Source organism: Noviherbaspirillum sp. (assembly GCF_035627455.1).
Lineage (GTDB): Bacteria > Pseudomonadota > Gammaproteobacteria > Burkholderiales > Burkholderiaceae_D > Noviherbaspirillum.
Genome location: NZ_DASPLS010000031.1, coordinates 1 through 25,658, shown reverse-complemented (window position 1 = coordinate 25,658; position 25,658 = coordinate 1). Strand labels below are relative to the sequence as shown.

Annotated in this window: 18 protein-coding genes and 1 tRNA gene; 5 read left to right on the top strand and 14 right to left on the bottom strand. The window is 62.3% G+C overall.

What is annotated here, in order from left to right; all coding sequences use genetic code 11:
- Window positions 1-214 precede the first annotated feature (214 nt).
- On the top strand, window positions 215-2,932 hold the full coding sequence (locus VEC01_RS06035; RefSeq protein WP_324899751.1) for a PAS domain-containing hybrid sensor histidine kinase/response regulator: 2,718 nt from the start codon (window positions 215-217) through the stop codon (window positions 2,930-2,932).
- Window positions 2,933-3,019: 87 nt separating this feature from the next.
- Here VEC01_RS06035 and VEC01_RS06030 read toward each other — a convergent pair whose 3' ends face one another.
- Entirely contained in the window at window positions 3,020-4,417 is a 1,398-nt protein-coding gene (locus tag VEC01_RS06030; protein ID WP_324899749.1) for a sigma-54 dependent transcriptional regulator, read from the bottom strand.
- A gap of 621 nt (window positions 4,418-5,038) precedes the next feature.
- On the bottom strand, window positions 5,039-5,296 hold the full coding sequence (locus VEC01_RS06025; RefSeq protein ID WP_324899747.1) for a hypothetical protein: 258 nt from the start codon (window positions 5,294-5,296) through the stop codon (window positions 5,039-5,041).
- A 497-nt stretch (window positions 5,297-5,793) separates the two neighbouring features.
- Between VEC01_RS06025 and VEC01_RS06020 the strand changes: the two genes are divergently transcribed.
- On the top strand, window positions 5,794-6,744 hold the full coding sequence (locus VEC01_RS06020; RefSeq protein WP_324899745.1) for a sigma-54 dependent transcriptional regulator: 951 nt from the start codon (window positions 5,794-5,796) through the stop codon (window positions 6,742-6,744).
- Window positions 6,745-6,782: 38 nt separating this feature from the next.
- Here VEC01_RS06020 and VEC01_RS06015 read toward each other — a convergent pair whose 3' ends face one another.
- Together VEC01_RS06015 and dusA are read right to left on the bottom strand one after the other, a co-directional pair.
- Entirely contained in the window at window positions 6,783-7,649 is an 867-nt protein-coding gene (locus VEC01_RS06015) for an SDR family oxidoreductase (protein WP_324899743.1), read from the bottom strand.
- Window positions 7,650-7,861: 212 nt separating this feature from the next.
- Window positions 7,862-8,884, bottom strand: a complete 1,023-nt coding sequence (gene dusA, locus VEC01_RS06010; protein ID WP_324899742.1) for a tRNA dihydrouridine(20/20a) synthase DusA — start codon at window positions 8,882-8,884, stop codon at window positions 7,862-7,864.
- Window positions 8,885-8,980: 96 nt separating this feature from the next.
- On the opposite strand from dusA, the gene VEC01_RS06005 reads away from it, so the two are divergent.
- A complete protein-coding gene (locus VEC01_RS06005; RefSeq protein WP_324899740.1) occupies window positions 8,981-10,339 on the top strand; it encodes an aspartate aminotransferase family protein in 1,359 nt (452 codons plus the stop codon).
- A gap of 44 nt (window positions 10,340-10,383) precedes the next feature.
- Here the strand turns inward: VEC01_RS06005 and VEC01_RS06000 are convergent, their stop codons facing one another.
- The 10 genes from VEC01_RS06000 to VEC01_RS05955 form a co-directional block, all read right to left on the bottom strand.
- Entirely contained in the window at window positions 10,384-11,295 is a 912-nt protein-coding gene (locus tag VEC01_RS06000; protein WP_324899738.1) for a DMT family transporter, read from the bottom strand.
- Between the two features lie 87 nt (window positions 11,296-11,382).
- Complete coding sequence (gene typA, locus VEC01_RS05995) at window positions 11,383-13,218, bottom strand: translational GTPase TypA (RefSeq protein ID WP_324899736.1); 1,836 nt, start codon at window positions 13,216-13,218, stop codon at window positions 11,383-11,385.
- A gap of 127 nt (window positions 13,219-13,345) precedes the next feature.
- On the bottom strand, window positions 13,346-14,284 hold the full coding sequence (gene truB / locus VEC01_RS05990; RefSeq protein WP_324899735.1) for a tRNA pseudouridine(55) synthase TruB: 939 nt from the start codon (window positions 14,282-14,284) through the stop codon (window positions 13,346-13,348).
- A gap of 40 nt (window positions 14,285-14,324) precedes the next feature.
- The gene (gene rbfA, locus VEC01_RS05985) at window positions 14,325-14,711 is read right to left on the bottom strand and encodes a 30S ribosome-binding factor RbfA (protein ID WP_324899733.1); all 387 of its coding nucleotides are present in this window, start codon (window positions 14,709-14,711) and stop codon (window positions 14,325-14,327) included.
- A gap of 119 nt (window positions 14,712-14,830) precedes the next feature.
- Window positions 14,831-17,656, bottom strand: coding sequence for a translation initiation factor IF-2 (gene infB / locus VEC01_RS05980; protein ID WP_324899731.1), 2,826 nt, complete (start codon window positions 17,654-17,656; stop codon window positions 14,831-14,833).
- A gap of 50 nt (window positions 17,657-17,706) precedes the next feature.
- A complete protein-coding gene (gene nusA / locus VEC01_RS05975; RefSeq protein WP_324899729.1) occupies window positions 17,707-19,266 on the bottom strand; it encodes a transcription termination factor NusA in 1,560 nt (519 codons plus the stop codon).
- Window positions 19,263-19,763: a ribosome maturation factor RimP gene (rimP, locus tag VEC01_RS05970; RefSeq protein ID WP_324899850.1), complete on the bottom strand. Its 501-nt coding sequence runs from the start codon at window positions 19,761-19,763 to the stop codon at window positions 19,263-19,265. Before rimP ends, nusA begins: the two co-directional genes overlap by 4 nt.
- A 263-nt stretch (window positions 19,764-20,026) precedes the next feature.
- Complete coding sequence (gene rluB, locus VEC01_RS05965; protein ID WP_324899727.1) at window positions 20,027-21,562, bottom strand: 23S rRNA pseudouridine(2605) synthase RluB; 1,536 nt, start codon at window positions 21,560-21,562, stop codon at window positions 20,027-20,029.
- The gene (gene scpB / locus VEC01_RS05960) at window positions 21,540-22,502 is read right to left on the bottom strand and encodes an SMC-Scp complex subunit ScpB (RefSeq protein WP_324899726.1); all 963 of its coding nucleotides are present in this window, start codon (window positions 22,500-22,502) and stop codon (window positions 21,540-21,542) included. The genes rluB and scpB overlap by 23 nt, the downstream gene beginning before the upstream one ends.
- A 153-nt stretch (window positions 22,503-22,655) precedes the next feature.
- Window positions 22,656-22,732: transfer RNA gene (locus VEC01_RS05955), tRNA-Met, on the bottom strand.
- A gap of 161 nt (window positions 22,733-22,893) precedes the next feature.
- On the opposite strand from VEC01_RS05955, the gene VEC01_RS05950 reads away from it, so the two are divergent.
- Together VEC01_RS05950 and VEC01_RS05945 are read left to right on the top strand one after the other, a co-directional pair.
- Complete coding sequence (locus VEC01_RS05950; RefSeq protein ID WP_324899724.1) at window positions 22,894-23,469, top strand: NUDIX hydrolase; 576 nt, start codon at window positions 22,894-22,896, stop codon at window positions 23,467-23,469.
- Between the two features lie 1,055 nt (window positions 23,470-24,524).
- Window positions 24,525-25,658, top strand: a 1,134-nt coding sequence (locus VEC01_RS05945) for a hypothetical protein (protein WP_324899722.1), incomplete at its 3' end; no start/stop codon positions are given.

Here is a 25,658-nt window from a genome sequence, read left to right as displayed (position 1 = left end):
GCATTCCCGTTAGGATGGGAGCAGGCATGCCGCATGCTGCCGATGCGGCATTGCCCCCCGGGTTTCGGCGCCTGCGCGCCGGACGGGTGTTCCGGTAATAGGAGTCGGTTTCATCATGTCCGTTTTGAATCAACAGGTGTTGTCCCTACGTGCCAATGATTTTCAACCTTCGGCGAGGGCCCACGACCCTCTGTCGCTCGCCATGCAGGATCCCATGGTAGAGTCCGCGCTCCGACAGGACGAGGAACACTACCTGGGCCTCGTCGAGCGTTGCAGCGAAGGCATCCTGGTCGTGCGTCACGGCCGGGTGGCCGGGGCCAGCCAGGCCGCGGCCCAGATTCTCGGATACGACGATGCCGGCAGCCTGGGCGGCCTGCCGCTATTCGAAGCGCTGCACACCGGCACGCAGGAGCCGCTACAGCCGGGCGTCTTTGAAAGAATGCTGGTGCGCCGCGACGGCAGCGCGGTCGACGCCGAGGTCACGGTCGCCCCTTGCCTCGAATCTTCGCCGTCGGACGGTTTCATCGTAACGATTCGCGACCTCGGGGCGCGCCGGCATGTCGCCGCCGCGCTGTCGCGCCAGGACCGCTACCTGCGTCTGATCACCGACAACGCGCCCGCGCTGATCGCCTATATCGACGACCAGGAACGCTACCGCTTCGCCAATGCGACTTACGAACCGTGGTATGGCCTCCCGCCCGCCAAGGTGGTCGGCCGCCGCGTGGAGGAAGTGGTCGGCCGGAGCTACGAGCAGCTTCGTCCTTACATCCATCGTGCCCTCAACGGCGAGCCGGTCAAGTTCGAGGCCACGGTGCACAACGCGCTCGGCCGCCGGCACCTGATGTTCAACTATGCGCCGGACCTGGGCAGTGATGGCAGCGTGCGCGGATTCTCGGCGATGGTGATGGACATCACCGAGCGCCGCAATGCAGAACAGGAAATGCGCGAGCAGGAAAAGCAGCTGCGCGTGCTGACGGACGCGGTGCCGGTGCTGATCGCCAAGTGCGGCAGCGACTACCGCCTGAGTTTCGTCAACAGTACCTTTGCCAACCGCTATGACATCGAGCCGGCGGCCGCCATCGGCAGGCGTATTGCAGAAGTGATGGGCGAAGAAACCTTTGCCACGGTACGCCAGTACGTGGACGCCGCGCTGCAAGGAAAGCCGCAGGAGCATGAAGTCAGCCTGCATGACGGCAAGGGCGCCGAGTGCACCCTGCACATGATGTATGTGCCTGAATCCGACGACGAGGGACGGGTGCGCAGCCTGGTGATCGCCATTACCGACACGACCCGCCTGCGCGACACCGAAGAACAGCTGCAGCGGCGCGAGCGGGAATTCAAGACGCTGGTGGAGAACTCGCCGGACATTATCTCGCGCATCGATCGCAACATGCGGCACATGTATGCGAATCCGGCGATCGAACGGCTGACCGGGTTCAAGGCTTCCGCCGTGCTCGGCAAGACCAAGGCAGAACTCGGCATGCCGCGCTCCGTGGTGCGCGCCTGGGACGACGCCGCGCGCGCCGCCTTCACCACCGGCGTCGAGCAACGGCTCGACTTCGATCACGTGATCGATGGCCAGATGCGCTATTTTTCGGGGCGTGTGATCCCGGAGATCGACAGGTACGGCAACATCGAATCGGTGGTCGGCATTGCCTATGACGTCACGGAACGCGCGCGCATGGAAAAGGAGCGCGACGACCTGTTGTCGCGCGAACGCAGCGCTCGCATCCAGGCCGAAACCGCAGCGCGGGCGCGCGACGAATTTTTGGCGATCGTGTCGCATGAATTGAGGGCGCCGCTGAACGGCATCCAGAGCTGGGCGCATGTGCTGGAAAACTATGTCAAGGACGCGACATCCGCGCCGCTGGCGCAGCGCGCGCTGCAGGGGATCAAGACAGGTGTGGGCCAGCAGGTGCGCCTGATCGAGGACCTGCTCGACGTCACCCGCATGATGAGCGGCAAGCTGCGCCTGGTAAAGCAGCCGCTGGCACTGCTCCCGGCATTGCAGGCGGCGGTGGAAAGCGTGCGGGCGATGGCGGCGGCCAAACGCATCGGGATTGCCTGCACCTATCGCATCACCAGCGAGCAGATCGAGGGCGATGCCGACCGGGTACAGCAGATCTTTTGGAACCTGCTTTCGAACGCGGTCAAGTTCACGCAGGAAGGCGGAAACGTCTGGCTCAATGCCAGCCAGGCCGACGGCGAGATCTGTGTGGCGGTCCGCGATGACGGCGTCGGCATCTCGCCGGATTTCCTGCCGCACCTGTTCAACCGCTTCAGCCAGGAAGACACGTCGAGCACGCGTGACCACAGCGGGCTCGGTCTCGGCCTGTTCCTGGTGCGCCACCTGATCGAATTGCATGGCGGCCGCGTGAGGGCGGAAAGCCAGGGCGAAGGCAAGGGCTCCACCTTCTTCGTCTACTTCCCGCTGCGCGCGCGCTCGGACAAGTACCTGACAGTCGGGCCGTCGGACGTCGCCAATGCCGCCGGCGTGCCGCTGCCGTCCCTCTCCGGCCTGCGTATCCTGTTGATCGACGATCAGGAAGAAGCGCGCGAATCGCTGAGCGTAGTGCTGACCGGCGCCGGCGCCAATGTATTTGCCGCCAGCTCGTCGCGTGAAGCCGTGGCCTGGCTGTGCGAGTGCCAGCAGAACGGCCTGCCTGATGTGCTTGTGTGCGATATCGCGATGCCGGGCGAGGACGGCTACAGCACCCTGCGCCGCCTGCGTTCATGGAAGACGGCGGACGGACGTGCGCCGCTGCAGCGCATGCCTGCGCTGGCGCTGACGGCATTCGCCCAGCGCGAAGACCGCATCCGCGCGCTGACGGCCGGCTTCCAGATGCATGTCACCAAGCCGGTGGCGCCGGAGGAGCTGATCGTGGTGATCGATACGATGGTCACGCGGGAGCGGGCAATGCCGCGCGTATGACCGGGCGGCGCCCGGGTTCTGCGCACGGTGCATCCAATACCGTGCGGGCACGCCGCCCGGGCCGTCGTGCGGCCCGGGCGGCGCTTTTCAGTGATAGGAGTCCGCGCTTCCCTGCAGCGACCCGTCATCCTTCTTCTGCACGCCGCCCTCGTAGGGCCCGTATTCTTCCAGCCGGTTGTAGAGGGTCTTGAGGCTGATGCCGAGGATGTCGGCCGCCCGCTTCTTCACGCCGCCGCACAACTCGAGCGTCGCGTAGATCAGCTTGCGGTCAACGTCGGCCAGCGACGTGCCGACCGGAATCGCGAGCGTCAGTCCGACTGGCGACTGCGTGGTGATCACCGGCGCCAGCGCGGCCGCATCGATGGTGTGGTCGGACAGGATGAACGCGCGCTGTATGTAATTGCGCAACTCGCGCACATTGCCCGGCCAGTGGTAATTGCTCAGGCAGGCGACGCCGTCGGCGGACAGCACCTTGTTGGTGCCATGCGTGGCATTAAGCTGTTCGAGGAAATGCTGGGCGAGAAGCTCGATGTCCGAACCACGCTCGCGCAGCGGTGGAATCTTCAGCGGGAAGACATTGAGCCGGTGGTACAGGTCCAGGCGCAGCTTGCCTTCGGCCACTGCCTGTTCCGGATCGCGGTTGCTGGCCGCGATGACGCGCACATCGGTTTCAATTTCCTGATTGCTGCCGATGCGCATGAAGGAACCGGTCTCGAGTACCCGCAGCAGCTTCACCTGCAGCTCGATCGGCATTTCGGTGATTTCATCGAGAAAAAGCGTGCCGCCGTTGGCGCGCTCGAAATACCCCTTGTGCTGCCGGTCCGCTCCGGTGAAGCTGCCTTTCTCATGGCCGAAAATTTCGCTTTCGATCAGCTGCGGCGAAATCGCGCCGCAATTGACGGGCAGGAAGGGATGCTTCTGGCGCAGGCTCAGTTCATGGATGGTCTGCGCGGCGAGTTCCTTGCCGGTACCGCTTTCACCGAGCAACAGCACGGTGGCCTCTGTCGGCGCAACGCGTGCAATATGGTTGTACAGCTTCTGCATCGTCGGCGCGGCACCGAGCATCTGCCCGAAATGGCCGAGCCGGCGCAGCTCGCTGCGCAGCACCCCGATTTCCTCCTTCAGGTCGACGGTACGCGGAATGCGCGACAGCAAGGCCTTGAGCCGGCGGAAATTGATCGGCTTGGTCAGATAGTCCGCGGCACCCAGCCGCAGTGCCTCCACCGCCGTTTCCACGCTCGCATGGCCGGTGATCAGGACGATTTCGGTAGTCGCGCGCGACTCGATGTCATTGAACAGATCCATCCCGTTGCCGTCAGGCAGTTTCAGGTCGATCAAGACGACGTCCGGGCGCTGGCGCATGATCTGCACCTGCGCTTCCTTGATGCTCCCGGCAACGGCTGTGGTGAAGCCTTCCGCGCCGGTGATTTCCTTCAGTGCTTCCCGCGTGTTGACGTCGTCGTCAACGATCAATACATGAGGCATATATAACGAGCTCTCTTTACGTTTGCCATCCCGCTCCCAGGGACAAGCCCGGGGACGTAACCCGGGAATGGGAGCGTGAGGCGGAAGTTTTCCCGTGCTTGTATTGGGATGATGTTCCTGCGCCATGTTCCGCACCTCGTTGCATGCTGCTCTGGTTGCGCCATCGGCACCATGTCTTCGTGCCGCATGACAATCCGACGCGCAGGCCGCGCGCGAGGTGAGGAGTACGACGCTGGGGACTGTTACCTGGACATGCCGGCGTTCCTGCCAATTACCAGAATATGTCCATTACCGCCATTTTGCAGCCCCCGCAAGCATGCTCATTGACGGAAAACAGCGTTCGATGAGGTTGATCGCGGCGACGCAAGAACCCGCCGGCCGGTGCCTTCATCCGCGTGAAGTACCGCACAGGCCCGGGCTCTGCGCCACCTCGATCGTGTGAAGATGCAGAGATTGCGTCCGGCCGTACCAACCCGGCACCCCGTTACGGGAAATCACGAGGCCCGCCGTGAATGTGTGCGCGAAGCGGGGAACTGCGCACCGGACATTGACCGGCAAGCCAAACCGGGAGGCACCGGACCCGCCTTTGTGCCGGTCATGGCCAATACGCCGGAATTGCTCTTACTTGGAGCCGGAACCTGACGAGCTGCCGGAACCGCCTGCGCCACCGGAACTGCTTCCTGAACCGGAAGAACCGGAGCCCATGGAGCCGGAGCCGCCCGAAGAGGAACCGGAGCCGCCCGAAGAGGAGCTGGTGCCACCAGAAGAACCGCTGGCGCCAGAGCTCTGGTCGCCGGCGCGGCGTTCGCAGCCCACAGCCGTCAGGCTCAGTGCGGCGACAACCAACAAGATTTTCGACGTCGTCTTGAGTGCATCCATTCTTGTTCCTTTCATGAAAAGTTAACGTTGTCTCGTACTTGACCAGACCAGTTGCGATAAGTTCTTGGCTTTTTCGCAAACACGGCCTGGCGGACAACGCAGCTTCCGTGCCACGCGGCCTCGACTGAGCGGCGCGAGCGCATGGCGCGGCAGGCGAGACGCGTGGAGATAGTTCAAGGTAAAACTTACAGCGCCGGCGTAAGCGTTACATCCGGCGCCCGAAATACTTCTTGCAGGCAGCTCTTTTTTCCTTGCGCGTGCTTGAAATCGAAGCGCACATGCTCTGCGAATATCGTGTATCGTTCATTCCGTATATGAAGCGATGAGGCAGTCCTCCTGTCCGTTCACCGCACCCGGTCTCTTTTCTCCTTTTCGTTTGCGCATCGGAACTGAATTAGCGCAAGAGAATCTTCAGCCATTGGTGTAACAATCACGAACACGTATCGGACAAGGTCCTTTCCCTGGATCCGGTTTCCGATCAGAGGATGACTCACTAGATGACTCTCGATAATTCATTCAAGCACGCCGGCATCATGTATGGCGCGGCCACCGTGATGGAGCAACTGCACCAGCAGGTGGAGAAAGTCGCCGCGACCGACGCGACGGTGCTGTTGGTCGGCGAAAGCGGGACCGGCAAGGAATTGATCGCGAATGCCATCCACCATGCCAGCGCACGCCGCGGCGAAGCCTTTGTCGCAGTCAACTGCGGCGCCATTCCCGCCCACCTGATCGAGGCGGCGCTGTTCGGGCATGAGAAAGGCAGCTTTACCGGCGCCACGCGCCAGCACATCGGATACTTCGAGCATGCCTCCCGCGGCACGCTTTTCCTTGATGAAATCACCGAGATGCCTGCGGAAATGCAGGTCAAGCTGTTGCGCGTGCTGGAATCCGGCACCTTCCTGCGGGTGGGCGGCGACGAAGAGGTGAAGGTCGACGTGCGCATGGTCGCGGCCACCAACCGCGACCTGGAATCCGCGGTAAAGCAAGGCAATCTGCGCGAGGACCTGATGTACCGCCTCGCTGTGTTTCCAGTGCGCGTGCCGCCGCTACGCGAGCGCGGCAGCGATATTGAAATGCTGGCGCATCATTTCCTGCAAACGCTGAACGAAAAGGAAAACAGTCAGAAAGTGTTTTCCCGCAATTCCCTGGAAGTCATGCGCTCCTACTCCTGGCCCGGCAACGTGCGGGAACTGAAGAACGTGGTGCAGCGCGCATTCATCCTGGCCGCCGATACGCTCGATATCGAGGAATGCATTTCCGACCTGTCCTCGAAGAAACCGACGGTGCATGAAGGCTACCTGAATTTCTTCGTCGGCACACCGCTGGCCGACGCGCAAAAGGAAATCATCCTCGCCACGCTCAAGCATTACAGCGGCAACAAGCGCCTGACGGCGGAAGCCCTCGGCATCAGCCTCAAGACGCTCTACAACCGGCTCAAGGAATACTGACACGTCCGGCCTGTCGCCGGACATGTCCCTGTAATTCACTAAGCGTTGACCACTTCGCCGCCGTTCGGGTGCAGCACCTGTCCGGACATGTAGGATGCATCGTCCGAGGCCAGGAATACATACGACGGCGCGATCTCGTCGGGCTGCCCGGCCCGTCCCAGGGGCGCCTTCTGGCCGAAGTTCTCCACCTCTTTTTCGTCGAAGCTGGACGGAATCAGCGGCGTCCATACCGGTCCCGGTGCAACCGCGTTGACGAGGATGCCGCGTTCGATGAGTTGCTGCGACAGCGAACGCGTGAATGCGACGATGGCTCCCTTGGTTGCTGAGTAGTCGAGCAGGTGGGCGCTGCCGCGGTAGGCAGTCACCGATGTGGTGTTGATGATGCGCGCGCCTTCCTTCAGGTGCGGCAGGGCTGCCTTGACGATGAAGAACATCGAGAAGATGTTGGTGCGGAAGGTTTTCGTCAATTGCTCTTCGGTGATGTCTTCGATGCTTTGCTGCGGATATTGTTGCGCGGCATTGTTGACCAGAATATCGAGTTTTCCATAGGAAGAAATGGCAGTGTCGACCATCTTCCGGCAGAACTGCTCGTCGCCGATGTCGCCGGCGATCAGCACGCACTCGCGTCCCGCCGCTTCGATCAGCCGCTGGGTTTCCTTCGCGTCTTCATGTTCGTCCAGGTAGGCGACCACCACATTGGCGCCCTCCTTCGCGAATGCAATCGACGCGGCGCGGCCGATGCCGCTGTCGCCGCCGGTGACCAGCGCGACCTTCCCTTTCAATTTTCCACTGCCTTTGTAATCCTGCATCTCGGCTTTCGGGCGCGGGGTCATCGCGGCTTCCGAGCCGGGCTGGTGCTCCTGGTGCTGCGCGGGGATGGCTGGTGTGTCGTCCTGAGTCGGCATGGCGGGTCCTCCAAAGATGGATTGGTGTGTGAGGCGTGCGCGGGTGGGATACCCGCGCGCTGCTGCGGATGATCGGCACGGTTTGCAGGTTCCGTGCCACGCGCCCTCGCCTCGCCAATGGTCCGATGCGGATTTTTTCCCGTTTCAGGCTTGCCGGGATGCGCTATCGCATCCGCGGCAGAGAACACACCGCCTGGGGAAAGAGTCAGGGATCAGGCGGCGACTGGCTGCATGCGCGCTGCGGCTTCCAGCAGCAGCGCCGGATCGCCAGCCGCCAGCCGCTTCGCATCCGACAAGGTTTGCCGGAACGCCCTCGCGCCCGGCATCCCCGCCATCAGTCCGAGCATGTGACGGGTAATGCTGTTGAGCCGCAAGCCGGCGCCGTTGTTGCCATAACGCGCAAGCTGCTCGCGGATGTAGGGGATCATTGCCTGCAGGACTTCCGCCCGCGACTTAACCGGCGCGGCGTCGCCGTAGTAGCGCGCATCGAACGCCGCCATCAGATAAGGATTGTGATACGCCTCCCGGCCCAGCATCACGCCGTCTACATGTTGCAGATGCTCATCGATTTCCTCCAGCGTCTTGATGCCGCCGTTGATCAGGATTTCGAGCTGCGGAAAATCGCGCTTGAGCCGGTAGGCATACTCCGGCTTGAGAGGAGGAATTTCCCGGTTTTCCTTTGGGCTCAGGCCCTTGAGGATCGCGTTGCGCGCATGCACGATAAAAGTGGTGCAACCGGCTTCGGCGATCGTGCCGACGAAGTCGCGCACGAAGTCATACGCCTCCACGTGGTCGATGCCGATGCGATGCTTCACGGTGACGTCGATGGAGACCGCGTCGCGCATCGCCTTCACGCAATCCGCGACGAGTTGCGGTTCGGCCATCAGGCAAGCGCCGAACGCCCCCTTCTGCACCCGCTCGGACGGGCAGCCGCAATTGAGGTTGATTTCATCGTAGCCCCATTGCTCACCCAGTTTCGCGCTTCTTGCCAGATCAGCCGGCTCGCTGCCGCCCAGCTGCAGCGCGACGGGATGCTCCTCCTGGCTGAAATCAAGGTGACGCGGCACATCGCCATGCAGCAGCGCACCGGTGGTCACCATTTCCGTATATAACCAGGTGTGGCGTGTGATGTGCCGGTGGAACACGCGGCAATGCCGGTCGGTCCAGTCCATCATCGGGGCGACGGAGATGCGGCGGCGTGACGGCAACTTGGCGGAATTTTTCAAGGGGATCATAATGGACTCTATTTTACCGGTGCTGATGCGGCACGGTAATCACCGGACTACCCGCGCGCGTTCATTGCCAACATTTCTCCACAAGGGAAACCAACGATGACCAATACCATCGACACCTCGCATTTCTGGATGCCTTTCACCGCAAACCGGCAGTTCAAGTCCAGGCCGCGGCTGCTCACCGGCGCCGCAGGCATGTACTACACCGGTGACGACGGCCGCCAGATCCTCGACGGCACCTCCGGTTTGTGGTGCGTCAATGCCGGCCATTGCCATCCGCGCATCACCGCCGCGATCCAGCAGCAGGCGGCGGCAATGGATTTTGCCCCGACCTTCCAGATGGGCCACCCGAAAGTATTCGAAGCGGCCAGCGCCCTGGTCTCGATCGCGCCGGAAGGCCTGAATCGCGTCTTCTTCTGCAACGACGGCTCCGAGGCGGTCGATACCGCGCTCAAGATCGCGCTCGCCTACCACCAGGTGCGCGGCAACGGCCTGCGCACCCGTCTCGTGGGCCGCGAGCGCGGCTACCACGGGGTCGGCTTCGGCGGCATTTCGGTCGGCGGCATCGCCGGCAACCGCAAGCATTTCGGTCCGGCGCTGGCGGGCGTCGATCACATGCGCCATCCGCTCGACATCGGCCGCAACGCATTCACGCGCGGACTGCCCGAGCATGGCGCGGAACTGGCCGATGAGTTCGAGCAGCGGCTGCTCGCGCTGCACGACCCGGCCACGGTCGCAGCGGTGATCGTCGAACCGATACAAGGCTCCACCGGCGTGATCCTGCCGCCCAAGGGCTACCTGCAAAAGCTGCGCGCGATCTGCGACAAGCATGGCATCCTGCTGATCTTCGACGAAGTCATCACCGGCTTCGGCCGCCTGGGCAGCGCCTTTGCCGCCGACTACTTCGGCGTGGTGCCGGACATGATCACCTGCGCCAAAGGCCTGACCAATGCCGCCGTGCCGATGGGCGCGGTGCTGGTGCGCCAGGACATTCACGACGCGTTCATGGACGCCGCGCCGGAAAACGCGATCGAGTTTTTCCATGGCTACACCTACACCGGTCATCCTCTCGCCGCGGCGGCTTGCATCGCTACGGTGGATGTCTACAGGGAAGAAGGCCTGTTCGACCGCGCCGCCGCGATGGCCCCCTACTTCGAGGAAGCCGCGCACAGCCTGAAGGGCATCCCCTATGTGAAGGACATCCGCAATCTCGGCATGGTGTGCGGCATCGAACTCGAGGGCGTGCCGGGCAAACCGACGGCGCGCGCATTCGACGTATTCCTGCGTTGCTTCTGGGACAAGGGCGTCCTGATCCGCACGACCGGCGACATCATTGCGCTGTCGCCGCCGCTGATCATCGACAAGCCGCAGATCGACCAGCTGTTCGGCGCGATCGCAGAGGTGCTGAAGACGCAGAAAGCGGTACCGGAAGCAAGGTCGGAATCGATCGCCGTCTGACCGCTCCCGCTGCGCGCCCGGCCGGGGACATCCGGCCGGGTTGTTCAGCTTGAGCCAGCCATTTCGCCGGCACGACCGGCTGCCTTCCTCATCCCCGCCAGTTCGTTGAACACCAGCGCCGCGAGCACCACCGCGCCGCCCATCAAGGTCTCCCGCGCCGGCACCTCGCCCGCGCCCAGCCACGCCCACAACGGGCCGAGCAGGACTTCCAGCAGCGCCAGCAAGGACACTTCCGGCGCCGACAGGCTCTTCATCGCCCGCACCATCAGCATGCATGGCAAGCCGAGCTGGAAGAAGCCGAGCACAGCGAGAATGCCGATGTCATGCAGCGATGCCTGCAAGGGCCAGGCCATCGGCAGCATCAATGCCGCCGAAAACACGCTGCCGAGCAAGACCGCCGGAATCAGGTCGATGCCATGACCCGCACGCTTGATTGCAATCAGGTTGACCGCGGCGGCCACCGGCACCGCGCCGGCGATCAGCATGCCGGTCAGGTGCTGCCCGCCGACTTCGGAAAGGCTGCTGGCAAACATCCAGGCGATGCCGGCAAACGCCGCGGCAATCGCCAGCCAGGTGCGGGGCGCGATGTGCTGCTTGAGTACCAGCCATGCAAGGAAGGCGGTCAGCAGCGGCGACACGCTGAGCACGATCAGCGTGTTGGCGACGGTCGTGCGCGTGAGCGCAATCATGAAGCAGACGAACATCACGCACCACATCATGCCGCTCAACACACCCAGCGCGCCACCTCCCCGTATCGTCGCAACCGTGCGGCTTGCGCCCTGCTGCCACAGCAGCGCGCCGGCGACGAAGACCGCCGAGAAAAAACTGCGCCAGAACGTCACCTCGAAACCGCGCGCGGCATCGAGGTGACGGGTAAGCACGCCGGCGATGCTCCACAGCGTCGGCGCGATGATCATCAGCAGGATGCCCCGCTGGTGCGAAGTCAATATTGGCATAGGCAATCCGGAAAAAAAATCAGCCCGGCGCCCTTCACGGGCGGCCGGGCTCTTCGTGCAAACCGGCGACGCGCGCCGGCTACGCCATTATGCAGCCTCGCGCGACGCCCGCTTGCGCTCGTGCTCCTTCAGGAAGCGCTTGCGAAGGCGAATGCTCTTGGGCGTGATTTCGACCAGTTCGTCGTCCTCGATGAATTCCACCGCATACTCCAGCGTCAGCTGGATCGGCGGCACCAGGCGCACTGCCTCGTCCGTGCCGGATGCGCGCACGTTGGTCAGCTGCTTGCCCTTGATCGGGTTGACCACGAGGTCGTTGTCGCGGGAATGGATGCCGATGATCATGCCTTCATACACCGGATCGTTGTGGCTGACAAACATGCGGCCGCGATCCTGCAGCTTCCACAGCGCGTACGCAACCGCGGCGCCATCGTCCTGCGAAATCAGCACGCCGTTGCGGCGGCCGGCGAGTTCCGGCTTGTTGTTGTCGACCGGTGAATACTCGTCGAAGATGTGGCTCATCAAGCCGGTGCCGCGGGTGAGCGTCATGAATTCCGACTGGAAGCCGATCAGGCCGCGCGCCGGGATACGATACTCGAGGCGCACACGGCCCTTGCCGTCCGGCTCCATGTTCTGCAGGTCGCCGCGGCGGCGGCCCAGTTCTTCCATCACGCCGCCCTGGTGCGCATCCTCGATATCCACCGTCAGCAATTCATACGGTTCGCATTTGACGCCATCGATTTCCTTGAACACCACGCGCGGACGGGAAACCGCCAGCTCGTAGCCTTCACGGCGCATGTTTTCCAGGAGAATGGTCAGGTGCAATTCGCCGCGCCCGGACACTTCGAACGTCGTGTCGTCGCCGGTGTCGGTCACGCGCAGCGCCACGTTGGATTTCAGTTCGCGCTCGAGACGGTCGCGGATCTGGCGGCTGGTCACGAACTTGCCTTCGCGGCCTGCCAGCGGCGAGTTGTTCACGAGGAAGTTCATCGTCAGCGTCGGCTCGTCCACCTTCAGCATCGGCAACGCATCGGGCGCGTCCGGCGCGCATAGGGTGCTGCCGATACCGATGTCCTCGATGCCGTTGATCAGGACAATGTCGCCCGCCTGCGCCTCATCGACCAGCTGGCGCTCCAGTCCCTTGAACTTGAGCACCTGGTTGACGCGCGCCTTGAGCGGCGTGGAATCCGGGCCGTTCATCACGATCACGTCCTGCAGCGCCTTCACGCGGCCGCGCTTGATGCGGCCGATGCCAATCTTGCCGACGTAGGAGGAATAATCGAGCGAGGAAATCTGCAGCTGCAGCGGGCCGTCCGGATCATCGTCGCGCACCGGCACGTGTTCCAGCACGGCGTCGAACAGCGGCTTCATCGTGCCTTCCCGAACGCTCGCGTCGAGGCTGGCATAGCCGTTCAGTGCGGATGCATAGACCACCGGGAAATCCAGCTGCTCTTCGGTGGCGCCGAGCTTGTCGAACAACTCGAAGGTCGCATTGATCACCCAGTCAGGACGCGCGCCGGGGCGGTCGATCTTGTTGACCACGACAATCGGCTTCAGGCCGAGGCCGAGCGCCTTGCGCGTCACGAAGCGGGTCTGCGGCATCGGGCCTTCGACAGCGTCCACCAGCAGCAGCACGGAATCGACCATCGACAGCACACGCTCCACCTCGCCCCCGAAGTCGGCGTGGCCCGGGGTGTCCACGATATTGATATGGGTGCCTTCGTATTCGACCGCGCAGTTCTTCGCCAGAATGGTGATGCCGCGCTCCTTTTCGAGGTCGTTGGAATCCATCACCCGGGTATCGACCTGCTGGTTTTCACGGAAGGTGCCGGATTGCCGCAACAACTGGTCGACCAAGGTGGTCTTGCCGTGGTCGACGTGGGCGATGATGGCGATGTTGCGCAGAGCGCGCTTAGTATTTGACATGACGGTCCAGTGCTTGAATACGTGATTCGGAGAACCCGATAGTATAGCATGCCGAACCGCAAGCACTTGCGAAAGTACTGGATTTTCAAGGAGTTGCGTTACGGCAGCTTCAGTGGGGATGTAAGGGCTACACGTTTGCGATTGAGGCGATCAGCCGCTCCGGCGCGAGGATGCTGTACTTCAGCAATTGCGCGGTCCCGAGCAGGCTGCCGTTGTCCATCGCGTACACCCTGACCCGCCCTTCATACGGCGGCGCCGCCACCCCCTCTTTCTCGAGTGGAATCCTCTGCCCGTGCAGAAAGCGTTTGGCGAGGACTTCCGGAAGGCGCACGGGCGGGAAACTGGACAATAGCGCATCGACCGGCGCCAGCAAGCCTTCACGAAGTTCTTCGGGTGTATGCGCAAGCTGTTCGAGTGTCACCGCGCCGTCCAGCGTCAGATTGCCCACGCCGGTGCGCCGCAGCGCGTTCAGGTGCGCGCCGCAACCGAGTGCCGCGCCGATATCTTCGCCGAGCACACGCACATAGGTGCCCTTGCTGCAGGCGACGCGCAGCCGCAACAGCGGCGCTTCGTAGGCCAAAAGTTCGAGCGCATGGATCGTCACCCGGCGCGCCTCGCGTTCCAGCGTCACGCCGGCACGGGCATACTCGTACAGGGGCTTGCCGTCGCGCTTGAGCGCCGAATACATCGGCGGCACCTGATCGATAGCACCGCGAAAGCGCAGCAGCACCTGCTCGATCTGTTCGCGCGTCACCTGGACCTCCATGCGTTGCAGGACTTCGCCCTCGGTGTCGCCGGTGACGGTCGTTACACCGAGATGCACCACTGTTTCGTAGGTCTTGTCGGCGTCCAGCAAGTCCTGGGAAAACTTGGTCGCCTCGCCGAAACAAAGCGGCAACAGGCCGGTTGCGAAAGGATCGAGCGTGCCGGTATGGCCGGCCTTCTGCGCATTGAGCAGGCGCTTGGCCTTGATCAGGACGTCATTGCTGGAGTCGCCGGCATGCTTATCGAGAAGCAATACGCCATGCACCGGCACGCGGGGTTTCTTGGGCGGTGTCTGCGCCATGTCGAATAAAAGAAATGCGCGCCGCGTAGGCGCAATCGGGTCAGTCGTCTGCGTCGCGCGCACGCGTGGCGTTCGCTTCGTCGATCAGCTTCGACAGTTCCATGCCGCGTACTGTCGAGGTGTCGTGCACGAAATGCAATTCCGGAATGGTATGTATGGTCAGGCGCCGTCCCAGCTGGCCACGAATGAAGCCGGCAGCCTTGCGCAGGCCGGACAGCGTGTTCTGCACCGCTTCCTCGCTGTCGACCAGGGTCGTGAAGAATACCTTGGCATGCGCATAGTCAGGCGTGACCTGTACTTCGGTAATGGTGATCATGCCGACGCGCGGGTCCTTCAGTTCGTATGCGATGATTTCCGCCAGGTCGCGCTGGATCTGGTCGGCCACGCGCACGCCGCGCCCGGGAATGGATTTGCTGTGTTTAGCCATGATATGCAACCTCGTAAACATCAAAGCCCGGATGCTGCGAAGCGGGGCCGGGGACCTTACAAGTCCCCGGACCGGCTGCGCCTTCATCCGGGCTACGGAGCCCGTGCAAGCCGGAAGGCTTACAGGGTACGCGCGACTTCCTGCACCTCGAAGATCTCGAGCTGGTCGCCTTCCTTGATGTCGTTGAAGTTCTTCAGCGACAGGCCGCACTCGAAGCCGGCTTTCACTTCCTTCACGTCATCCTTGAAGCGCTTGAGCGAATCGAGTTCGCCGGTCCAGATCACCACATTGGCGCGCAAGAGACGTACCGAGGCGCCGCGCTTGACCAGGCCGTCGAGCACATAGCAGCCGGCGATCGAACCAACCTTGCTGACATGGAACACCTGGCGGATTTCCACCAGGCCCAGCGTCGCTTCGCGCTTCTCCGGCGCCAGCATGCCCGACATCGCCGCCTTGATCTCGTCCACCGCATCGTAAATGATGTTGTAGTAACGGATGTCGATGCCGCTGGCTTCGGCCAGCTTGCGTGCCGAAGCGTCGGCGCGGGTATTGAAGCCGATGATGACCGCCTTCGATGCCACCGCGAGGTTGACGTCGGATTCGCTGATGCCGCCCACCGCCCCATGCACGATCTGCACGCGCACTTCCTCGGTCGACAGCTTCTGCATCGCATGCACCAGCGCTTCCTGCGAGCCCTGCACGTCGGCCTTGATGATCAGCGGGAGGTTCTTCACCTCGCCTTCGGCCATCTGCTCGAACATGTTTTCCAGCTTTGCCGCCTGCTGCTTGGCGAGCTTCACATCGCGGAACTTGCCTTGGCGGAACAGCGCGATTTCACGCGCCTTGCGCTCGTCCGCCATGACCATGACTTCCTCGCCCGCAGCCGGCACTTCCGTCAGGCCCTGGATTTCCACCGGGATCGACGGGCCGGCATCAGCGATGTTCTTGCCGTTCTCGTCCAGCATCGCGCGCACGCGGCCATATGACGACCCGGCCAGCACCACATCGCCGCGCTTGAGCGTACCCGCCTGCACCAGCACGGTGGCGACCGGACCGCGGCCCTTGTCCAGCTTGGCTTCGATCACGAGGCCCTTCGCATGGGCGTCGACCGGCGCCTTCAGTTCCAGCACTTCCGCCTGCAGCAGCACGTTTTCCAGCAGGTCGTCGATGCCCTGGCCGGTCTTCGCCGATACCGGGCAGAACGGCGCTTCGCCGCCGTAGGCTTCCGGCACCACACCCTCGGCGATCAGTTCCTGCGTCACGCGGTCGGTGTTGGCGCCCTGCTTGTCGATCTTGTTGATCGCCACCACGATCGGCACGCCCGCGGCCTTTGCATGGGCAATTGCCTCCTTGGTCTGCGGCATCACGCCGTCGTCGGCAGCCACCACCAGGATGACGAGGTCGGTTGCCTTCGCACCGCGCGCCCGCATTGCGGTAAATGCTTCGTGGCCCGGGGTATCGAGGAAGGTGATGATGCCGCGCGGCGTCTCCACATGGTACGCACCGATATGCTGGGTAATGCCGCCGGCTTCGCCCGCGGCGACCTTGGCGCGGCGGATGTAGTCCAGCAGCGAGGTCTTGCCGTGGTCGACGTGGCCCATGACCGTGACCACCGGCGCACGCGGCAGCAGCTCCGCGTCGGCGTGCGTGCCGGCTTCCTCGAGCAGCGCTTCCGGATCGTCGAGCTTGGCGGCAAACGCCTTGTGCCCCATTTCCTCGACCAGGATCATCGCGGTTTCCTGGTCCAGCACCTGGTTGATCGTGACCATCTGGCCCAGCTTCATCATGTGCTTGATCACTTCCGAAGCCTTCACCGCCATCTTATGCGCGAGTTCGGCAACAGTGATCGTTTCCGGAACGTGCACTTCCTTGATGATTGCTTCGGTCGGCACCTGGAAATTCGACTCGCGCTGATCGTCGTGGCCATGCGAACGGCGGCCCTTCGGACCGCTGCGCCAGCCGTCGCGACCGCCGGTCGGCGCCGCGCCAGGCCCGCGCGTCTTGATGCCGCCGCGCTTCTTGGCCGCGTCATCCTGCCAGGTCGACGACACATTGGCCGACTTGATCGATTTCTTGTCGCCGACCGCCGGCTTCTTGTCCGCCGGCTTGTCAGCCGGGCCCTTCTTGTCAGCCGGCTTGTGAAGCGTGCCTTCGGCGGCTTTCGCGGCCGGGGCTGCAGGTGCCGGTTCCGGCGCCTTCATTACCTTGCGCGGCTGGCTCATCATCGCCTTGATCTGCGCAACTTCGTCGGCCACCGCCTTGCGCGCGCGCTCGGTCGCGGCCGCGCGCTCGGCGGCTGCTTTAGCTTCCTGCTCGGCAACCTTCTTGCGCGCTTCCTCTTCGGCTGCGCGCTTCTTTTCTTCCGCCTCGGTCAGTGCCTTGCGGGTCTGCTCTTCCTTGGCGGCAGCGGCATTGGCCGCCTCCCGGCGCTCCGCTTCCTCGGCCGCCTCGCGCATCGCCTTGGCCTGCGCTTCCTTCTCGGCTTCCAGCTTCGCCAGGCGTTCCTGCTTTTCGCGCAGTTCCGCCTCCTGACGAGCGATCAGCTCTGCCTGCCGGCGCGCCTCTTCCGCACGACGCGCGACTTCGGCCTCGTCGATCACGGGCGCGGCCGGTGCGGCCGGCGCTTCGGCAACCAGCGGCTCGTCGCGCTTGATGAACGTGCGCTTCTTGCGCACTTCCACCTGGATCGTGCGGGACTTCCCGGTGGCATCGGCCTGCTTGATTTCAGTGGTTTCTTTCCGCGTCAGCGTGATCTTCCGCTTCTCGCCATCGGGCGAGGCGCCATGCGCACGGCGCAAATGATTCAACAGCTTGTCCTTGTCCTCCTTGGACAAGGGATCGGACGCCGAACTCTTGTCAACGCCCGCAGCGCGCAGTTGCGTCAGCAGCAAGTCCGCGGGCATCTTCAGTTCGGTGGCAAATTGGGCTACGTTGGTACTCGCCATTCAGTCCTCTTTTCTATGTGGCATGGCAGATGTTGATGGGGCGGTCCGGATCACTTGACCTCGGCCAGTTCACGCGCTTTCGCTTGCAACGCCCGTGCCCGGTCGTCGTACTTGGCGTCAATCAGCCTCATCTCATCGTCGGTCACATCTTCAAATTCGTTTTCAATCAGTTGACGCGCACGTTCGATCGGCAGCGCGAGGATCGAACCGAATTCGTCATAAGCCATATTCGCGAATGCATCCAGCGTCTTTACGCCCGCCAGGCCGAGTTTGCCGGCGGTTATACGATCGATGCCGTCGAGATTCACCAATGCATCCTCCATGCCTTCCAGGCCTTCTTCGGAAGCAATCGCTTCGGTCACGAGTGCATCGCGCGCGCGATTGCGCAGCTCGTTGACTGTTTCCTCGTCAAACGCCTCGATATCGAGCATTTCCGTAATCGGCACATAGGCAATTTCTTCCAGGCTGGAGAAGCCTTCATCCACCAGAATGCCGGCAACTTCCTCATCCACGTCCAGCTTGTCCATGAACAACTTGCGCGTTGCCGCGCTTTCAGCCGCGGACTTGTCGGCCGATTCCTCGGCCGTCATGATGTTGATCTGCCAACCAGTCAGTTCCGACGCCAGACGCACGTTCTGGCCGCCACGCCCGATCGCGATCGCGAGGTTTTCCTCGTCGACCACCACATCCATTGCATGTTTTTCCTCGTCCACCACGATCGAGGTCACGTTAGCAGGCGCGAGCGCGCCGATCACAAACTGCGCCGGGTCTTCCGACCACAGCACGATGTCCACCCGCTCGCCGCCGAGTTCAGCAGTCACCGCCTGCACTCGAGAGCCGCGCATGCCGACGCAGGTGCCGATCGGATCAATGCGCTTGTCGCTGGTGAACACCGCGATCTTTGCGCGCACGCCGGGATCGCGAGCGGCAGACTTGATCTCCAGGAGGCCTTGCTCGATTTCCGGCACTTCCAGCTCGAACAGCTTCATGATGAATTCGGGCGCGGTGCGCGACAGGATCACCTGCGGGCCGCGGGCATTGCGGTCGATCCGCAGAATGTATGCCCGCACACGGTCACCGATTCGCAGATTCTCCTTCGGGATCATCTGGTCGCGCGGCAGGCGTGCTTCAATCTTGCCGGATTCGACGATCGCATCGCCGCGCTCCATGCGCTTGATGGTACCCGTCACGAGTGCATCGCCGCGCGCCAGGAAGTCCTGCAGAATCTGTTCGCGCTCGGCGTCGCGGATACGCTGCAGAACGACCTGCTTTGTATCCTGCGCGAAGCGGCGTCCGAAGTCGACCGATTCGATCGGCTCTTCGATGTAGTCGTCGACCTCAATGTCGGGGATCTGCTCCCTGGCTTCGAACAGCAGCACTTCCTGGTCGGGCAACTGCAGGCCGGCCTCGTCCGGCACCACGTGCCAGCGGCGGAAAGTTTCGAACTCGCCGGTCTCGCGGTCGATCGACACGCGGATGTCGACCTCGCCTTCGTAGCGTTTCTTGGTCGCTTGCGCGAGCGCGTGCTCGAGCGCTCCGAAGACGATTTCCTTATCGACGTTTTTTTCTCGTGCCAGCGCATCGACCAACAACAAAACTTCGCGACTCATGCTTTGCGACTCCTAAAGTCCACTTTCGGCACCAGGCGTGCCTTGTCCACATCGGCGAGCGTAAAATCCAGCATCGCCGGCCCATCTTTTCCTTCAAATTCCAGCTTCAGCGTATCGCCCTCCGGGGCATGCAGGACCCCCTGGAAGGACTTGCGGTTGGCCGCGCCGCCCACGCTGGCCGCCGACATCGGCATGCGCAATTTCACCACGGCCTCATGCCCGGTGAAACGCACATAATCCGAGAACTTCTTTAACGGCCGATCCAGGCCTGGGGACGACACTTCGAGCCGCTCGTAATTCGCATTCTCCACTGTCAGCATGTGCGTCAGCTGGTGGCTCACCTTCTCGCAATCGTCGACCGTGATGCTTCCACGGTCGGCCTCTTCCGGCGGGAAGTCGATATACACGCGCAGCAGGCCGTGCGCCGCCTGCTCGAAATCGACAAGCTCGTAGCCCATGCCTGAGACAGTTTTTTCAATCAGTTCCAGCAACCGCAAAACAAATTCTCCGTAACCGCGCCCGGCCGCAATGCAAGCGCATGCGGCAAAAGCGTTCAAGAAAAAAAAAATGGGCATCTGCCCATCTTTTTATCGCTCCCGCACCACGAACCGTGGCTTCTTGAATACCCCCTCGGCCGCGGGTCGGCCCCTGTTAACTCACTAATTATAAACAATTATTTGGCGCACCGCAATGCAGCCGCGGCACCCCGTAACCTCAGGGCGCCGGTGTTTCCGAAATGCTAACCTACGCACGCCGCCGTTCAGCCGCGCGAGCGACGACGCGCAATTCCCTGCATGCCGACACCGATGCGCATCTGTCCGCCGCCGCGCCGGCCGTTGCCCGCATCCGGGAATCCGAGCGCGGTCTGCAACGGGTCCGGCTGCCGCCCGCGCTGCTGCCCCTGGCCCTGGCTGCGTCCGCCAGCGACGTTACCGCGCGCCTGGCCCCGCTTCTGCCCCTGGCTCTTGTCGAAACCGTTACCGTTGCGGTCGCCGCCCTGGCGGTCGCCACGCGGCTTGCCCTGGCTGGCAGCTTTTTCCAGTCCGCTGGCAGCCATCAGGTCGCGTACCGCATGTTCGTCGAGTTCTTCCCAGCGCCCACGCTTGAGCCCGCTGGGCAGCATCAGGGCGCCGTAACGGGTACGAATCAGGCGCGATACGGTCAAGCCGACCGATTCGAACATCCTGCGGACTTCACGGTTGCGCCCTTCACCGATGGTAACGCGGTACCATCGGTTGACGCCTTCCCCGCCGCCATCGGAAATCTTCGAAAACTGGGCCACACCGTCGTCCAGCTCGACCCCGGCCAGCAGTTTCTGGCGCATGCCCTCTTCGAGTTCGCCAAGGGTGCGGACGGCGTATTCACGTTCAATGCCGTAACGCGGGTGCATCAAGCGGTTAGCGAGGTCCCCGGAAGTGGTAAAGAGCAGGAGGCCTTCGGTATTGAAATCCAGGCGTCCGACTGCGAGCCATTTTGCCGATTTCATGGTCGGCAGGCGGTCGAACACCGAGGGACGCCCTTCCGGGTCGCTGTGGCTGACGATTTCGCCTGCCGGCTTGTGGTAAATGAGTACGCGCGGAGGACGCTTGGTGACTTTGCGCTGAATCAGCTTGCCGTTGATGCGGACCTGGTCGGTCGGCAGGATACGCTGCCCGATATGCGCTGGCTCGCCGTTGACCGACACGCGGCCGGCGATGATCAATTCTTCCATGTCGCGGCGTGAGCCAAGTCCCGCATCGGCCAACACCTTGTGCAGCTTCGGCGCATCATCCTCCGCGGTAAGGTCGCGTCGTACGGTCTTGGATTGCTGCTTGCGTCCACCGGCGCCGTCTTCGGCGACATTGTCATAAGCATCCGAAGTGACGAAGGAAAAAATATCTTCGGCGTCGCCGCCTTTTGCCCCGGGCTTTTGCTTTCCATTGCCGGCGCCCTGCTTGCCACGCTCCTTTTGCGCAGTCCTGGGCTTCTGGCGTCCGTCGCGCTTGCGCCCTTCGCGCTGCTGCGGCTTGCCGGCCTCGCTGGCGCCCGCATCGCCAGACTTCGCATCATCTGCCGCGCCATCGGCCGCACTCCGTTCCGGCGCCGCTTCGCCCTCGCCTTGTAGTGGGGTCCGAGTGCGACGCAGACTGCGCGGGCCGCGCACGCCGCGCTTGGCGGGCTTCTTCTTGCCTTGCTCGGCGTTGCTGCCGGCAGCGGCTTCGCCGCGTGCGTCCTGCTGGTCTTCGCGTGTCTCAGTGCGGCTGGAGGATTCGGTGGGATTCACCGCGCGGGAATCATTGTGGATAGGCAGATTCATCGTTGGGTTCTTGATTTTGCTGGTCTGGCGCATTGTCTTGCTGCGTGTCCGCCGGCGGTTCCTCCGCGCGGGCCGTTTCTTCATGTTCCGCCATCATGGACGCGGACTGCTCCGCTGCGACGTTGGACTGAGACTCCGATTCTTCGTCGATGTTCTGCGAGAGCGCTGAGCTTTCCTCGACAGTAACCCCGGGCACGGCTTCGTGTTCGACGCCCTGCACAACTTCATCGCCGTCTTGCATTGGCACCGCCACCGAACCCGCGTCAACCTCGGCGCTAACGGCCTGTCCAGCAGCTTCGGCTTCAGGTTCAGCCGCGAAATCGATGGCAGCCTGATCGAGGCTTGCCTGCATGTCACCCTCGAGCGCCTGCAACTCCGGCAGCATGCCACCCTGCACACCTCCCTCCTTCGCAACCTCCTGCAGCGGCGGTAGTTGATCAAGGGAAGTCAGGCCCAGGTCATCGAGAAACTGCTTCGTCGTCGCAAACAGCGCGGGACGACCGGGAACGTCGCGGTGGCCGATGGCTTCGATCCAGCCGCGATCTTCAAGCATCTTGATCGTCTGGGAATTGACAGTCACGCCGCGGATTTCTTCAATATCGCCCCGTGTCACCGGCTGTCGATAAGCAATGATGGCCAAGGTTTCCATGGTGGCGCGTGAATAACGCGGCGGCTTTTCAGGATTGAGCCGGTCGAGGTACTTCTTCATTTCCGGCCGGCTCTGAAAGCGCCAACCGGTGGACAGACCGACGATTTCAATGCCCTTGTCGACCCAATCATTGCGCAATTCTTCCAGCATCGACTTGATTGTATCGGCACCGACCTCTTCGTCGGCTTCGCCGTTTTCCGCAAAGAGCTTTTTCATGTCGTTGATCGACAATGGCTCATGGGCGCAAAGCAACGCGGTCTCGAGGACTTTCTTCGCCTCACTTGTGTTCATTTTTATGCGTCTTGTTTTCCAGCAATGTGCAGAAGTTATCGTCAACGACAGGCATCAGTGGATGCCGCCCGGTTAGAGAACCTGTTGATGCTATTCCGGCGCCCGATGTATTGGAGGTCTGATGGGGGCGGGGAAGGTATAAGACAAAAGACTTGGTTGCGGGGGCAGGATTTGAACCTGCGACCTTCGGGTTATGAGCCCGACGAGCTGCCAGACTGCTCCACCCCGCGTCTGAAGAAATGAAGTATATCCGGTATCGCCACGTAAAGCAAACGCAAAGTTATTTTTTCGTGCAGTGATACACTTGTGCTGGTCGCCTTCTTAACTTACGCGCAGCGCTTCGCACGTCGTCGCACGCGCCGCGTACCGATCACCACTGCATCGCTTCCGTATGAAATTCTGTTCCGAATGCGCGCATCCCGTGTCGTTGCTGGTCCCGCCGGACGACAACCGGCCGCGTTACGTATGCCGGCAATGCGGCACCATCCACTATCAGAATCCGAAAATGGTGATCGGTTCGATCCCGGTATGGGAGCAGGATGGCGAGACAAGAATTCTGCTCTGCAGGCGCGCCATCGAGCCGCGCTACGGGTACTGGACCTTGCCTGCCGGGTTCATGGAGAACGAGGAGACGACCAGTGAAGCCGCCCTGCGCGAAACCTACGAGGAAGCCGGCGCCCGCATCGAGCTGCACGAGCTGTTCTCGCTGCTGAATGTACCTCATGTCCATCAGGTCCACATGTTCTATCGCGCGACGCTGCTCGACCTGGATTATCAGGCGGGTACCGAGAGCCTCGAAGTGGCCTTGTTCAGCGAATCCGAAATACCCTGGGATGAGATAGCCTTCCCGACCGTCAGCAACACACTGAAGTCCTTCTTCGCCGACCTCGCGCGCATACGCAGCGAAGGCGGCGGATACACCCTGCATACACGCGACTTCAGAAAGCCGATGCGGCAGAGCGAGTAATTTGGCACGCCCCCGCCGCCGCCCGCATCACCCCTCTCCATGTCGTTCGCGCCGTTCAGCCATCACCCCTGCGACTAAGGTCGCGGCAGGCCTTAATACCGACAGTTTATTGCAGAGACCCGCGAAAGCCCCGCCCGTTTCTGCTGCCATCCATTTCCCCGATCGTTCCGAACCATCGAATGACCATCTGAGCGCACGTCGAAAACCGCCGACCTGCCCATTATTCAGGCAAATATCGGCGCCTCGCACGCACACCCCCACCCTCGCTTCATGCTGTTTCCCACCCCTCCCCAAACCATCTTCGCAACGCATGTAACATCCTGTTTCAAAAGGATTTTCCAAAACTTCAAGAAGTGGAAATAGTTCCGCAGGAAGCGAAAAATAAAGTCAGAAAAATCGCGCTTTTTCCCTTGCGAAATAAAGTGTCCCCACGTAATATTTTCGTGCGGAAACACAGAGCCCTAGTGCCGCGAGCTGACACCAAAGTCTCCTTGTCTCGCGTGTTCCACACTTCGGTCCCGAAGTCATCTCCGGAACCTTTTCAATAAATTTTTATGTGACCTGTAAAAGTCGGTCGGCGGATTGATTCTGTCGTGGGCATTCTTTTGCCCAGACATTTGCGAATTGCATGATTCGCACTCGCCGGGTGGGTTGGTCGCTCACGAATATGAATCAATGCAAGCTTATTAATCGCGATGCTTACCAACAGTTGGTAGTAGAACAGTTGGAACCCGCAAGGTCACCCATTAGCGAAGCGCCGCTGCGCGGACGCTACTCCGTTCGCGCCGTCCTGCAGCATTTCCTGACCCGGGCGATGCGATGCCTTGCAGCGCGCACCAGCGTGCCACGCTGCGTGAGGCACCGCTCTCCCCGGCATGCGCGGATGCTGGAACGATCCAGCCATGACATCGCGCGCCTGCAGCGCTTTCACCACCCCCCCTGATTGCCACGCGCCCTGAGGGCGCAGCGTCACGCACCCCTTTCCATTGCAACCAATCGAGTCGCCTCCGGCGGAGGCGAACGGCCCGTCACACCCTTTTAAAAGGAAGTTCATCGTGAAACGACTATTTTCGAAGCAACCATCGGTTCCCTATCGCCGCTCGTATGCGCTGCTGATTGCTGCGGGTATCTGCCTTGCGCCGCAAGTCATGGCGCAGACCCTCAGCGCCCAGACGTCGTATGACACAACCAATGTCTACTACCGCATTCCCTATTCCAGCACCACAAGCTGGATCCGCGCGTACCTCGACACCGACCGCAATGCCGCGACCGGCTACCGCGTCGGAACCGTCGGCGCAACCTACCTGATCGAGAACGGCAGCCTGTATCGTTATACGGGCACGGGAACGAACTGGGCTTGGAGCTATGTGAAAGCGGTGGGCTTCGCGAAGAGCAATGGTATCGCCACCATCACCGCCGCGCGCGCCGATCTCGGCTCGACCGCGGGCCTGGACCTGATTGCCAACACCGATCCGCCCTCACTGACTTCTGCCAAGATTACCCAGACCTTTGCAGCTAGCGCCCCGAGCGCAACGAGCGACGCGACGAACGTCTATTACAAGATTCCATTCTCCGGCACCCCGACCTGGGTGCGTGTCTTCCTCGATACCGACCGCAATGCCGGAACGGGTTTCAGCTTCGGCTCTATCGGGGCCAGCCATCTGGTTGAAAACGGCAACCTCTACCGCTACACCGGCACCGGCGGCAGCAATTGGGCATGGACCTTCGTGAAGACAGTGGGTTACACCCTTGGCACCACCTCCGCTGATATCAGGATCGCGCGCGCCGACCTCGGCTCGCCAGCCGGCATCAATCTGGTGACCAATACCGAACTTCCAGTTCAGAACTCCTCGGTGATCTCCCAGACCCTGTCATCTACCGCACCTGCTCCGGCACCTGCTCCGGCACCTGCTCCCGCACCTGCTCCGGCTCCGGCTCCTGCACCTGCACCTGCACCTGCACCTGCACCTGCTCCGGCTCCGGCTCCGGCTCCGGCTCCGGCTCCGGCTCCGGCTCCGGCTCCAGCCCCGGCCCCTGCGCCGGCTCCTGCGCCGATGTCGAGTGTCGGGTATACCGAAAGCACCGCCACCATCAACAACCCCGAGCGCGGTTTCTACTACATGGCCGGCTGCGACAGCGCCGTGTCCGTCTCCCAACTGCAGGGCTGGCGCAACAGCGAAGGCATGACC

Bases quoted from the DNA above. Each gene is read 5' to 3' on its own strand.
- VEC01_RS06035 (WP_324899751.1), top strand. From the start codon at position 215: ATGGTAGAGTCCGCGCTCCGACAGGACGAGGAACACTACCTGGGCCTC.
- VEC01_RS06030 (WP_324899749.1), bottom strand. From the start codon at position 4,417: ATGCCTCATGTATTGATCGTTGACGACGACGTCAACACGCGGGAAGCA.
- VEC01_RS06025 (WP_324899747.1), bottom strand. From the start codon at position 5,296: ATGGATGCACTCAAGACGACGTCGAAAATCTTGTTGGTTGTCGCCGCA.
- VEC01_RS06020 (WP_324899745.1), top strand. From the start codon at position 5,794: ATGACTCTCGATAATTCATTCAAGCACGCCGGCATCATGTATGGCGCG.
- VEC01_RS06015 (WP_324899743.1), bottom strand. From the start codon at position 7,649: ATGCCGACTCAGGACGACACACCAGCCATCCCCGCGCAGCACCAGGAG.
- dusA (WP_324899742.1), bottom strand. From the start codon at position 8,884: ATGATCCCCTTGAAAAATTCCGCCAAGTTGCCGTCACGCCGCCGCATC.
- VEC01_RS06005 (WP_324899740.1), top strand. From the start codon at position 8,981: ATGACCAATACCATCGACACCTCGCATTTCTGGATGCCTTTCACCGCA.
- VEC01_RS06000 (WP_324899738.1), bottom strand. From the start codon at position 11,295: ATGCCAATATTGACTTCGCACCAGCGGGGCATCCTGCTGATGATCATC.
- typA (WP_324899736.1), bottom strand. From the start codon at position 13,218: ATGTCAAATACTAAGCGCGCTCTGCGCAACATCGCCATCATCGCCCAC.
- truB (WP_324899735.1), bottom strand. From the start codon at position 14,284: ATGGCGCAGACACCGCCCAAGAAACCCCGCGTGCCGGTGCATGGCGTA.
- rbfA (WP_324899733.1), bottom strand. From the start codon at position 14,711: ATGGCTAAACACAGCAAATCCATTCCCGGGCGCGGCGTGCGCGTGGCC.
- infB (WP_324899731.1), bottom strand. From the start codon at position 17,656: ATGGCGAGTACCAACGTAGCCCAATTTGCCACCGAACTGAAGATGCCC.
- nusA (WP_324899729.1), bottom strand. From the start codon at position 19,266: ATGAGTCGCGAAGTTTTGTTGTTGGTCGATGCGCTGGCACGAGAAAAA.
- rluB (WP_324899727.1), bottom strand. From the start codon at position 21,562: ATGAATCTGCCTATCCACAATGATTCCCGCGCGGTGAATCCCACCGAA.
- scpB (WP_324899726.1), bottom strand. From the start codon at position 22,502: ATGAACACAAGTGAGGCGAAGAAAGTCCTCGAGACCGCGTTGCTTTGC.
- VEC01_RS05950 (WP_324899724.1), top strand. From the start codon at position 22,894: ATGAAATTCTGTTCCGAATGCGCGCATCCCGTGTCGTTGCTGGTCCCG.